Below are 11,596 nucleotides of genomic sequence, written 5' to 3' on the forward strand. Positions count from 1 at the left end.
TGTTCTCTGGCAAGATAATAGGCCGTTGCAAGGCCGTGACCACCAGCGCCGACGATGACAACGTCATACTCGGCCTTCGGCTCGGGCGCGCGCCATTGGCGCCCCCAGTTCTGGTGCGCGGAAAAGGCGTTTTTCGCCAGTTCCAGGAAGGAATAACGCTTCATAAAACAGCGGCTCCGCACGTTTCAGGCGACTTCCTTCCCGTGAGAATGGGGAGAATGCCTGCCTTGTTAAATTAATCAGGGTGCGACCATACCGAAATGATCGGAACCCCTCCATGAGCGGCATATTCCCGATTGCGAACCAGCTTGCGTATCAGGTTTCGGTCGCTTGCTTGTCAGAATACGACATAGGTGTCGAAAGCCGTTGCAGCGTTCACTTCCTCTGGTCCTAATTCCCCGAAATATTTGGTTTTCTTGATGCTGGGCGCAGGCGGGAAATTCGCCGTTTCTGCTTTCAATTGCGTAATCCCGACATCGAATGCCGTTTCGGTTCTTGCATTTGATACAAGGGACGGTAACTCTGCCTCAAACACTAGAATTGGGAGATCCATCCATGGAAGTTCGTGCCGCAGTGGCCGTCGGGGCCGGAAAACCGCTCGAAGTCACCACCGTGAACCTGGAAGGTCCACGGGCTTTCGAAGTATTGGTGGAAGTCAAAGCCACCGGCATTTGTCATACGGACGAATTCACGCTGTCCGGAGCTGACCCCGAAGGCCTGTTTCCGGCAATCCTTGGCCACGAAGGCGCTGGTGTTGTTGTTGAAGTCGGTCCTGGTGTGACAACTCTGAAACCGGGCGACCATGTGATCCCGCTCTATACGCCAGAGTGCCGGAACTGTGAGTATTGCCTCAACCCGAAAACAAACCTCTGTCAGGCGATTCGATCAACGCAGGGCCAGGGTCTGATGCCGGATGGGTCTTCACGTTTCACAACGCTCGATGGTGATCCGATTCTGCATTACATGGGCACGTCAACCTTTGCCAACTACACGGTTGTTCCCGAAATTGCTCTGGCCAAAATCCGCCCGGACGCGCCGTTCGACAAGGTTTGCTACATTGGTTGCGGTGTCACCACCGGAATTGGCGCTGTCATCAACACGGCGAAAGTGGAAGAAGGCTCCCGGGCCATCGTATTCGGGCTTGGCGGCATTGGCCTAAACGTTATTCAGGGATTGCGACTTGCCGGAGCCGACCAGATCGTTGGTGTCGACCTCAATCCTGCAAAGGTCGAGATGGCGACCCGTTTCGGCATGACCGACTTTGTCAATCCGAGCGAGGTCGATGGAGATCTGGTGCCTTACCTGGTCGATCTGACCAAGGGTGGCGCTGACTACACGTTCGACGCTACCGGAAATGTTCAGGTGATGCGGACGGCATTGGAATCGGCTCACAAAGGCTGGGGTGAGAGCATCATTATTGGTGTTGCGCCGGCAGGTGCCGAAATCTCGACGCGACCGTTTCAGCTCGTGACCGGCCGCTCCTGGCGAGGCACCGCCTTCGGCGGCGCGCGTGGACGAACCGATGTTCCAAAAATCGTCGACTGGTACATGGACGGCAAGATCGAGATCGATCCGATGATCACCCACACCATGCCACTGGAAGACATCAACAAGGGCTTCGATCTTATGCATGCCGGTGAATCGATCCGCTCGGTTGTTGTGTACTGACAAGAAAGGCCGGGGAAGCTCGGCCTTTTTTCAATTCAGGTCGCAGCAGATTTGAATTCTGCGGCCTCAGACATGTTCAATTCATTGATTGTCAGCAGGCGGTGTTCTTTAGCAATGCGGAACAGCGCGAACAGGCCTTCGATGGGATCGCATAGCGTTAAGTGAGTAGCACTTTCATGAAAACCATTTCTGAAAACAAGGCCTTTGGGGGCATCCAGGGCGTTTACAGCCACATGTCCGACGTCTGTGACTGCGAGATGACATTCGCGGTCTATCTGCCGCCGCAGGCTGTCGCAGGTCCGGTGCCTTGTCTCTGGTATCTTTCAGGGCTGACCTGTACTCACGAGAACGCCATGACGAAAGCTGGCCTGCAGGCTCATGCGGCAGAGTTCGGCATTGCCATTGTCTTCCCCGATACGAGCCCGCGTGGTGATGAGGTCGCCAATGACGAGGCCTATGATCTGGGGCAGGGGGCCGGTTTTTATGTGAATGCGACCCAGGCACCCTGGAGTTCTCATTTCCAGATGGAAGCCTATATCGCGAGTGAATTGCGGGATCTCGTGACAGAAAAATTCGCAATCTCCGTCCATCACGGCATTACCGGCCATTCGATGGGGGGGCACGGTGCTCTGACGTTGGCGATGAAATATCCGGGGCACTACCAATCCCTGTCAGCTTTTGCACCGATCGCCAATCCGACACAGTCGGACTGGGGCACAAAGCAGCTTGAAGCTTATCTCGGCCCGGATGCAGGTGCCTGGGATGCACATGACGCTGCCGTGCTGCTGAAGGAAAAGGGATGGGCTGGCGACGTTCTCATCGACCAGGGCGCGGATGACCAGTTCTATGATCTGCTGAAGCCTGAAGCTCTGGTGAAAGCCCTTGTCGAAACAAAAACCGCTCACAGTTATCGCTTGCAGAGTGGCTATGACCATTCCTACTATTTTGTCTCGACTTTCGGACGCGATCACGTCAAGTGGCATGCAGAACGCCTGAAAGCCTGAGGCGTTATCGCAACTCGGCGTTTTTTTGAGCAAGCAACTTGGCATAACGCCCTAGCTCAAATTTCCCCGACAGGCGTAGTTCTCCAAGCATGTACCATTCCTCGATATGCTTGAGCACGATCGGTTCGAAAATGTCGTTCAGCTTGTTTACGGTTTCACCGACTTCGTAACCTGAATGTGCTTCCTGACCTAGTAAGGAAGGCAGGACAGTCATCCTGAAACGCGCCGGACCGACGCGGGTCAGGTAAGTCGGGACAATGATCCCGTCGCAGGCATTGGCAACCTTTACGGCAACAACGGCATTGCCTTTGTCGGGAGCCTTCCGGCCGAACATCGGCATGTGAACCTGCTTGTCGCGAACTTCGTCTATGAAGATGGTCATGGAATATTGACCTGTCTTCATCAGTCGGTGCAGCCGAAAGGCAGATCGTTGCCCCGGAGGGAACAAATACTGCCCGCGCTTTCTTCTGATGGTGTGAATGAGCCGATTTTTGAAGCGGTTCGGTTCCGGTTGAAATGGTCCGATGCTTGGACCTGCCAGCCCTTTGTGTATTGCTACGAACAAGGCCTCCCAGGTTCCAATATGCATGGATGTGAAAATCAGGGGTCTGCCGGTTTCCAACGCAATTTTCAGATTTTCAGTTCCTTCGACTGAAATCCGAGCTTTGCGCCACAAGCCATTTACAACAGAGAACTCCGAAATGGTTCGACCGATGTTCTGCCACCAACGATCCAGCGCGTGACTTTCTTGCTCTGGATCGCTCCAGCGCCCTTGAGTCAGAGCCGAGAAATTTCGTTTGATGCGATTGGGGAACACCTTGCGACGGTAAGACCAGCGCGCAAGAGGAGCCAGGCCACGGCCAAATTCGGAAACGAACCAGCTTGGGCAATATTTGAGACCGGTGTGAAAAATCGAATTGAGTACGCCGTCCTTCGTATGCCGGAACCAATGGAGACGGGCTGTTTCTCGCGACTTTGGGTCGCGTGCGATTATATCACCAAGAGGTGGTGCGGACGGCTCCTCCGCCAAGGTTTCTTGGAACGGAATATCTTCCAGTCGAAGTGGTTTGTTCATCTAGCTCTGGGGTGCAATGTCATCGGCAAGTTGTCACCAGGACGAAGGGTTAGTCGAGCAACCGGCTGAATGTCGGCGCCGTCCTTGAGTTTCAGATCGAACTTTTGAGCAAGGATCGCCAGGCTCAAAATGGATTCGGTCATGCCAAATTGTAATCCGGCGCAAATGCGGGGTCCAATACTGAACGGGACATATCCGTATTTGTTTGGTTTCTTCGCTTTGGGATCCAGGAACCGCTCCGGTTCGAAAGTGTCTGGTTTCGACCACAGCACGGGATTGCGGTGCATGAGCCACGGAACAACCATAACCAGCGAACCTTTGGAGATAGACTTGCCGCCGATTGTCGTTTTTTTCATGGCTTCTCGCGCCAGAATAGGGACCGGCGGATACAGCCGAAGTGTTTCTTCAATGACTGCCTTTGCGTAGGGCAGATTGGCGACGTCCTGAAAACCTGGGGTCTTGCCGGCCAATACTGTATCGAGTTCAACTTGGAGCTTTTTTCGGGATCGTTCGCATTGAGAAAGAAGGAACCACGCCCACGCCAGCGTGTTGGCTGTCGTCTCGTGACCGGCCATGAAAATAACCGCAGCCTCGCTTCGGATGGCTTCCCGGCTAAGTGGTTCGCCGTCATCGTCGCGAGCTTCCAGCAATCCGCCTATAACCGACGCTTCACCCTTTTGTTTTTGGGCCTGATAGCTGTCGATGATTTCGTCGAGCACGGTCAGAATGCGTTCGACCGGTTTTTTGATTGCTCGACCGCGAAACCGGGGCAACCATTCTGGCAGACCTAGTAGAGAAAACAGGTCTATCTGATCTATGTGACGCTGATAATCGGAGAAGCCTTGAACCACTTCGGAGGCGTAGTCCTTGCCGAGTTCGCGTCCGAATATTGTTCTGCAGATGATCTCTGCCGTCAGATGTGCCATTTCGGCCAGGGCGTCGATTTCCGCCCCTTCACCCAGTGTGGACCATTCGTTACGTTTTTCTTCAATCGTGTCGGTCATGATCGGTGCAAAGCCCCTGACACGGGAGCCGTGGATGATCGGTGCAACGACCTTGCGGCGCTTCGCCCAGGTCTCGGTATCGCTAATGAACAGGCCATCTCCGAGCAGTGGTTCCAACGCATGGCGCATTTGCGGGCTTTTGCGCTGAAGAGCTTCATGGTTGGTCTGAAAAGCCTCCCGCACAACATCCGGTCGGTTACATACCACCAGCTCGCGCATGAAAACTCTTTTGCTTCTTAACCGACCTTGAAAATCCTCAAGTCCCCAGACCGAAAGAAAGTTCCGTTTTGCCATGCCGACCAGGGTCCAGACCGGAGGCATTTTTTCGTAACGAAAGGGGTAGGGAGGGATAAAGTCTCCGCCGGAGGATGCCTCCCCGATTTCGGTGGATTTGGCATCTCGAGAGTGTTGCGAAGATAGAGTCACAAGAAAAATCCAAATTAACGGCGGGCGTATCCGATATACCCTCGGGAGAAGTTTTTAGTTACTTCGGCATAACACGTAAAGCGTTCAGAGCGAGACCCGCCCAGCTAATGATCACAAGTATGCCGCCAAGAGGCGCGGACATCGGAAACAGCTTTTGACCCGACACGACCCTTGAAAAAAGATCTCCGCAAAAGAGAAGCAGACCGCAAGTCAGGCAAATTGCAACGAAAGGCAATAGAGGGACCTTGCGTATCTGAGACAAGAGGCCGATCCCTAGGAACAAAGGTGCGTGAAACAACAGCATTTGCGCAGCGGTTGTCAGCAATCCGGAAGCAGAGGCATGGGCCGAAAGCGCAAGGCTCACTACACCCAAGGCACCTGTGAACCCACTCAAGACAAGGCAGAAACGCAACAGTTTTGTGGTTGGTTCTAAAGGCGATGACATGGGTTTGATCATGATGTCCTCAAATCCGGAACGGCGCCGGCCGGCGAGGCCGGCACCGTTTCTCAGGCGGCAAAACCACGCTTTTTGAGCAGGGCGTCGATCTTCGGCGCGCGTCCTCTGAAAGCAATATATGTTTCTTCCGGATCTGGCCGGCCTCCGGCCGAATAGATATGCGTGTGCAGTTTTTCTGCTGTTTCGGAATGAAAGACGTCTCCAGCTTCCTTGAATGCCCCGAAAGCGTCGGCGTCCATGACTTCCGACCACATGTAGCTGTAGTAACCGGACGAGTACCCGTCACCTGAAAATATGTGCTGAAAATGCGGAATCCTGTGACGCATTTTTATCGCATCCGGCATGCCGATTTTTCCAAGTTCACGGTTCTCGAATTCCTCCAGGTCAAGTCCCTTGGGGTCGTTGAGAAGATGGAGCTCAAGATCGACGAGTGCCGACGCGGTGTACTCAACCGTCGCGAAACCCTGATTGAAATTGGCTGCTGCAAGAAGCTTTTCCAGAAGCTCATTCGGCATTGTTTCACCGGTTTTGTAGTGCACGGCAAATTTGGAGAGGACTTCAGGCTCAGACAGCCAATGCTCGTAGAGTTGAGACGGAAGTTCGACGAAATCTCGCGCAACCCCGGTTCCGGAAATCATGGGGAACGTGACATCGGACAGGAGACCATGGAGGCCATGACCAAATTCGTGGAAAAGGGTCCGGGCGTCATCGAATGTGAGCAATGCTGCCTCGCCAGGCGCACCTTTGGAGAAATTCATCACATTGACGATGATTGGTGTGATGTCGCCGTCAAGCTTGTGCTGCGAACGGAAAGCACTCATCCACGCTCCAGATCGCTTGGATGGTCGCGCGAAATAGTCTCCCAGGAACAGGCCCACATGCCGCCCGTTTTTGTCGAGAACTTCAAAGACACGCACGTCCGGATGATAAACCGGCACATTGTTAAGTTCTTTGAACGAAAGACCAAACAAGCGTGAAGCAGTGTCGAATGCAGCCTCGATCATGTTGTCGAGTTGAAGATAAGGCTTCAATTCGGCTTCGTTCAGATCGTGTTCAGCCTTGCGAACCTTTTCTGAATAGAAATGCCAGTCCCAGGCTTCGATCGGATGGTTTTCACCACCGCCCTGGGCCATCTGAGCCAGCTTTGTTTCCTCGTCCCGCGCCTGAGTGACTGCCGGCTGCCAGACTTTTGTCAGGAGTTCGCGGACATTGTCTGGAGTTTTCGCCATGGTGTCATCAAGCTTGAATTCAGCAAAATTCTCGAAGCCGAGCAATTTGGCCTTTTCAGCGCGAAGAGCAAGGGTTTCTGTAATGATTTCCCGGTTGTCCGTCTCACCGCCGCGTTCCCCACGCGCTGTCCAGCCAGCATAAGCTTCTTCCCGCAGTTTGCGGTTTGTCGAAAACTGCAGAAAGGGTTCGATTGACGAGCGGGAAAGAGTGATGACGTGCTTGTCTTCAAGGCCGCGCTCCTTTGCGGCGGCGGCGGCGGCCGTCAGCAGAAAATCCGGTAGTCCGGCCCGGTCTTCTTCGCTTTCCAGAACCAATTGAAAATCCGCTTCGTCTTTCAGGACGTTCTGCGAAAAACTGGTGCCGAGGGTCGCCAATCTCTGCGATATTTCAGCCATCCGAGACTTCTCGGCCTCATCGAGGCCAGCCCCGGCCCGCTGAAACATCTTGTGGTAACGCTCAAGTACTCTTGCTTCTTCCTCGTCAAGCTCAAGGGAATCCCGGTTCTCCCAAAGCGTGGCGATACGGCTGTAGAGTTTTGCGTTCAGCAGCAAGTCTGAAGAATGTTTGGCAAGTTTCGGTGCGATACTACGCTCGATTTTCTGCAAGGCATCGTTGGTGTCAGCGCTCGTCAGATTGAAAAAGGTGCTCGCGACCTTGGTCAGTCCCTTGCCTGACTGCTCAAGGGCGGTAATCGTGTTTTCGAATGTTGGAGCATCTTCCTGTTCCGCGATCGCATCGCTCTCGCGACGCGCCTCAATCATCGCCGCATCGAACGCTTCCTCAAAGTGGGATGGGTCGATGTCTTCAAAGGGAGGCAATTCAAACGGTGTGGCCCAGTCGGCGAGAAGCGGATTGGAAGTCATGGGGGTCCTCAATTGGAAGCTTGAAAGTGTTTGTCTGATATGGAGGCTGTTTCATTCGGTGCCAAGTGTTTTCCTTCCCGTGTCCATGCACGATAAATGACGTTTAATGAAGTCTGCCCGTTCTTCAATTGACCGTTTGGGCACCTCCAGCAGCGTAAAGCCAAGTTTGGCGAAAGTCCGGCAAAGATGGTCATGTTCTTTGACCGCTTCTGGATATGCAGCCTTGCGTTCTCGATCGTTCTTGAAGATTTCAGGCCATGGAGGCGTCATGAAGACACAAGGTTCATATCTCGGTGTCGTCAGGAGGTCTTCAAGATCCGCCGGAACAGGCAAGTGTTTGAACTTGAGGTAGGAAATGACGTCGATCAGACTGCGGTCGAGCAAAACCGGACCTTCACCGGCTTCCAGTGAGTCAAGGTCTTTCAGGTGCAGGCTGACGCAGGCCCGGACAAAGGAAAGTGGCGACACCCAGGGCAGGGCGTCTGAATTAACCGACTGAGCTTCGGCAACCACCCTGCGGCCGGCTTCCGGCACAATGCGGTACCCGCGCGCACTCATCTTCTCAAGAAGCGAAGATTTCCCACCCCCTGAGCAGCCTGACAGTATGTACAGTTCCCCTGGTGTCGCGGTCCGTCCCTGCAAGGCCCTGTCTACCACATGCTCTTGGCTGCGCGTTCCGGCCACGCCTGATCGTAAGCCTCACCATCAAAGCTTTCCTTGATTTCATTCATGATCAATCCGGGGGTCGGCAAGTCGCCTTTGGAAATCTGGTTTTCAGTTTTCCAAAGACCGGCGCGCATGAGAGCCCGGGCGCACTGAAAATAAACAGCTTCAATCGTCACCATGATTACGGACCGCGGAAGTTTGCCTTCCTTTTCAAATGAAGCGAGAAGATCCGCATCGACGGAAATTACCGCCTTGCCGTTGATCCTGAGCACATTGTTCCAGCCGGGAACCATAAACATGAGTGAAACTCTCGGGTCCTGGATAATGTTGCGCAGGGAATCGATTCTATTGTTTCCCCGCCGGTCAGGCATGAGCAACGTTTTGTCGTCTTTAATCCGGACAACGGCTCCTTCGTCACCTCGCGGAGAGCAGTCCAATCCCTCCGGACCACAGGTTGCGAGCGCGCAAAAAGCCGAGGTTTCAACGATTTTCCTGTAGGCAGGGCTGAGGTAGCTGATTTCCTTGATCAAGGAAGCTTCCCCTGTTGTGCCGTAATGAGCGTGAAGTTCGTCGAGCGACGCCAATATGGTCATGAATCAGAACCTGAAAAGATTGAAAACGCTGGGTGGGGTAGGGATTGGTCACTTTATCTGCCACTGGCTGGACGGGTCAAATCGCACAAAAAGGCACAGACCGTGGTTCGCGTCTGAGACTTTGGTCTAAGTTGCTGATTATCAGGTTGTTTTTGGTTGTGACGTGCACGGAACTTTGCACTGCCGAAATGAAAACAAATAAATCGTTGGAAGTGTTCCGAATTATTGATGCTGCAATGCGAAATGGAATCGTTTGATGTTCAGGAAGTTCGTCATGAATACTTCAAAAGTATAATAAGTCGTCGAGCGAGACGCGCCGATAGTCGTATTGCTGATCAGTAATCGTTCTTTCTACAGTTCGTTCAGCATGCAGTTTTGGCGTAGAGGAACCGGAATTCCGGTCGGGGAACAGGCCAGGATTGTTTGCGGCTGTACAGCTACTGCAGGCGCGTCCGAGGTGGACCGTCATGCCTTTCTGGGAGGAAAGAATGAGCTTAATTCGTAAACCCCTCAATCGCCGTTCTATTTTGCGCGCAGGTGCAGTCGGTGGTGCCGCTTTGGCTACACCGACCATTTTCACCAGCAGAGCATGGTCCGCGGGCTATCTGAACGAGCCGACTGGGGCTGAAGTCACTTTGGGCTTCAACGTTCCTCAAACTGGCGCATATGCCGATGAGGGTGCAGACGAACTGCGCGCCTATCAGCTTGCGGTGAAACACCTTAACGGCGAAGGCGACGGCGGCATGCTGAACACCTTCAGCTCCAAGGCCCTTGAGGGCAACGGCGTCAACGGTAAGAAGGTTGCTTACGTAACGGGTGATACTCAGACCAAATCTGACGCGGCCCGTGCATCTGCCAAGCGCATGATCGAAAAAGACGGCGCTGTCATGATTACCGGCGGATCGTCTTCTGGTGTTGCTATCGCGGTTCAGTCTTTGTGTCAGGAAGCTGGTGTTATCTTTATGGCCGGTCTGACGCACTCTAACGACACCACGGGTAAGGACAAACGTAAAAACGGTTTCCGGCACTTCTTCAATACGGAAATGTCCGGTGCGGCCTTGGCTCCTGTGTTGAAAAACGCCTTCGGTACCGACCGTACCGCGTATCACCTGACAGCAGATTACACCTGGGGCTGGTCACAGGAAGGGTCCATCAAGAAATACACCGAAGGCATGGGCTGGAACACCGCGGCTGCGGTGCGGACCCCGCTCGGTGCCGGTGACTTCTCCCAGTACATCACTCCGGTTCTGAACTCCGGTGCCGATGTTCTGGTCCTGAACCACTACGGTAAGGACATGGTGAACTCCCTGACGCAGGCCGTTCAGTTCGGTCTTCGGGACAAGCAGGTCAACGGCAAGGATTTTGCCATCGTTGTTCCGCTTTATTCCCGGCTGATGGCACAAGGTGCCGGCGAAAACGTCAAGGGTATCTTCGGTTCCACGAACTGGCACTGGTCGCTGCAGGACGAAGGCTCAAAGGCTTTCGTGAAATCCTTCGGCCAGGAATATGGCTTCCCGCCCAGCCAGGCAGCCCACACCTGCTATGTCCAGGCGCTTCTCTATGCCGACGCCGCACAGCGGGCCGGAACGTTCGAGCCGTGCGCACTCGCAGCTGCTCTCGAAGGTTTCGAGTTCGACGGCATGGGCAACGGGCCGACCCTGTATCGCGCTGAGGACCATCAGTGCTTCAAGGATGTTCTGGTCGTGAAGGGTAAGGAAAACCCGAGCTCTCAATTCGACGTTCTGGAAGTCGTGGAAGTCACTCCGCGGTCGCAGGTCGAGTACCCGGCAGACATGCTCGGTGGCGAACTCGGTGCGTGCAACAACGGCGCCTAACATCTTGAAAAAGCAGCCGCCGGAGGTGTGTCCACCGGCGGCTGTTGTTTTTAGGGGGCAAAGGCTTAGCAACTAGCGGCAAAACCATGGATGTGATTTTTCTACAACTGCTCAACGGGTTGGATAAGGGCGGCGCCTACGCGTTGATTGCTCTCGGGCTGACCCTGATTTTCGGGACCCTCGGGGTCGTCAACTTTGCCCACGGGGCCTTGTTCATGCTCGGCGCTTTTTGCGCTGTGACGTTCAATGAACTGCTCAGCCTTGAGGTGGTAACGGTAGATCCGGAAAAAACAACTGCCTGGGGTACGCCGCTTGAAGTACGGACCCCTTATGTCGAGGCATATCTTGGCGATTTTGGTGCCTGGATCCTCAATTATTCCGTTCCCGTGTCCATTTTGCTTGCCATCCCTGTGATGCTGCTGATCGGCTTCATCATGGAACGCGGCCTGATCAAGCACTTCTACAACCGGCCGCATGCCGATCAGATCCTGGTGACCTTCGGCCTTGCGATTGTTTTGCAGGAAATCATCAAATCAATTTTCGGCGCGAACCCCATCCCGCAAACCGCACCTGTCGCGGTACGCGGCGCCGCCGATATTGGTGCTGTTCTCGGTTTTGATCCCGGCGTGATCGTCTACCCTTACTGGCGCATGGTGTATCTCGGTTTTGCCGGTGTGGTGATAGGTGCTGTCTTTGCTTTCTTGCAGTTCACGACATTCGGCATGGTTGTGCGTGCGGGTATGGCGGACCGAGACACGGTTGGCCTGCTGGGCAT

Annotated in this window: 10 protein-coding genes and 1 pseudogene; 4 read left to right on the plus strand and 7 right to left on the minus strand. The window is 54.1% G+C overall.

Translation table 11 applies throughout. The features are described 5' to 3' along the window. Positions 1-164 (minus strand): annotated as a pseudogene (locus K5905_RS15525) (sarcosine oxidase subunit beta); the annotation flags it as partial. Between the two features lie 391 nt (positions 165-555). Here K5905_RS15525 and K5905_RS15530 point away from each other — a divergent pair. Together K5905_RS15530 and fghA are read left to right on the plus strand one after the other, a co-directional pair. Further along, on the plus strand, positions 556-1,668 hold the full coding sequence (locus tag K5905_RS15530; RefSeq protein ID WP_297585540.1) for an S-(hydroxymethyl)glutathione dehydrogenase/class III alcohol dehydrogenase: 1,113 nt from the start codon (positions 556-558) through the stop codon (positions 1,666-1,668). Between the two features lie 176 nt (positions 1,669-1,844). Continuing rightward, positions 1,845-2,672: an S-formylglutathione hydrolase gene (gene fghA / locus K5905_RS15535; protein ID WP_297585541.1), complete on the plus strand. Its 828-nt coding sequence runs from the start codon at positions 1,845-1,847 to the stop codon at positions 2,670-2,672. Between the two features lie 4 nt (positions 2,673-2,676). Here the strand turns inward: fghA and K5905_RS15540 are convergent, their stop codons facing one another. From K5905_RS15540 to K5905_RS15565, 6 genes are read right to left on the minus strand one after another with little or no spacing between them, the layout of a single operon-like run. After that, complete coding sequence (locus K5905_RS15540) at positions 2,677-3,747, minus strand: hypothetical protein (RefSeq protein ID WP_297585542.1); 1,071 nt, start codon at positions 3,745-3,747, stop codon at positions 2,677-2,679. After that, positions 3,744-5,177, minus strand: coding sequence for a cytochrome P450 (locus K5905_RS15545; RefSeq protein WP_297585544.1), 1,434 nt, complete (start codon positions 5,175-5,177; stop codon positions 3,744-3,746). The genes K5905_RS15540 and K5905_RS15545 overlap by 4 nt, the downstream gene beginning before the upstream one ends. 58 nt (positions 5,178-5,235) lie before the next feature. After that, positions 5,236-5,634 (minus strand): DUF423 domain-containing protein, encoded by a 399-nt coding sequence (locus K5905_RS15550; RefSeq protein ID WP_367186969.1) that lies wholly within the window; start codon positions 5,632-5,634, stop codon positions 5,236-5,238. A 50-nt stretch (positions 5,635-5,684) separates the two neighbouring features. Then, positions 5,685-7,727, minus strand: coding sequence for a M3 family metallopeptidase (locus K5905_RS15555; RefSeq protein WP_297585546.1), 2,043 nt, complete (start codon positions 7,725-7,727; stop codon positions 5,685-5,687). Positions 7,728-7,778: 51 nt separating this feature from the next. Next, the gene (locus tag K5905_RS15560; RefSeq protein WP_367186970.1) at positions 7,779-8,411 is read right to left on the minus strand and encodes an AAA family ATPase; all 633 of its coding nucleotides are present in this window, start codon (positions 8,409-8,411) and stop codon (positions 7,779-7,781) included. Further along, positions 8,378-8,986 (minus strand): pyridoxamine 5'-phosphate oxidase family protein, encoded by a 609-nt coding sequence (locus tag K5905_RS15565; protein WP_297585548.1) that lies wholly within the window; start codon positions 8,984-8,986, stop codon positions 8,378-8,380. Before K5905_RS15565 ends, K5905_RS15560 begins: the two co-directional genes overlap by 34 nt. 488 nt (positions 8,987-9,474) lie before the next feature. On the opposite strand from K5905_RS15565, the gene K5905_RS15570 reads away from it, so the two are divergent. Together K5905_RS15570 and K5905_RS15575 are read left to right on the plus strand one after the other, a co-directional pair. After that, positions 9,475-10,821 carry a substrate-binding protein gene (locus tag K5905_RS15570; RefSeq protein WP_297585549.1) on the plus strand — a complete coding sequence of 449 codons (1,347 nt, stop codon included), beginning with the start codon at positions 9,475-9,477 and terminating at the stop codon, positions 10,819-10,821. A gap of 86 nt (positions 10,822-10,907) precedes the next feature. After that, positions 10,908-11,596: branched-chain amino acid ABC transporter permease (locus K5905_RS15575; protein ID WP_297585550.1), on the plus strand; the 689-nt coding region annotated here is incomplete at its 3' end.

It is taken from the genome of Roseibium sp. (assembly GCF_025698965.1).
Lineage (GTDB): Bacteria > Pseudomonadota > Alphaproteobacteria > Rhizobiales > Stappiaceae > Roseibium.

Excerpts from the sequence above, each read along its gene's own strand:
- K5905_RS15550 (WP_367186969.1), bottom strand. The coding sequence starts at position 5,634 with ATGATCAAACCCATGTCATCGCCTTTAGAACCAACCACAAAACTGTTG.
- K5905_RS15565 (WP_297585548.1), bottom strand. The coding sequence starts at position 8,986 with ATGACCATATTGGCGTCGCTCGACGAACTTCACGCTCATTACGGCACA.
- fghA (WP_297585541.1), top strand. The coding sequence starts at position 1,845 with ATGAAAACCATTTCTGAAAACAAGGCCTTTGGGGGCATCCAGGGCGTT.
- K5905_RS15530 (WP_297585540.1), top strand. The coding sequence starts at position 556 with ATGGAAGTTCGTGCCGCAGTGGCCGTCGGGGCCGGAAAACCGCTCGAA.
- K5905_RS15570 (WP_297585549.1), top strand. The coding sequence starts at position 9,475 with ATGAGCTTAATTCGTAAACCCCTCAATCGCCGTTCTATTTTGCGCGCA.
- K5905_RS15555 (WP_297585546.1), bottom strand. The coding sequence starts at position 7,727 with ATGACTTCCAATCCGCTTCTCGCCGACTGGGCCACACCGTTTGAATTG.
- K5905_RS15540 (WP_297585542.1), bottom strand. The coding sequence starts at position 3,747 with ATGAACAAACCACTTCGACTGGAAGATATTCCGTTCCAAGAAACCTTG.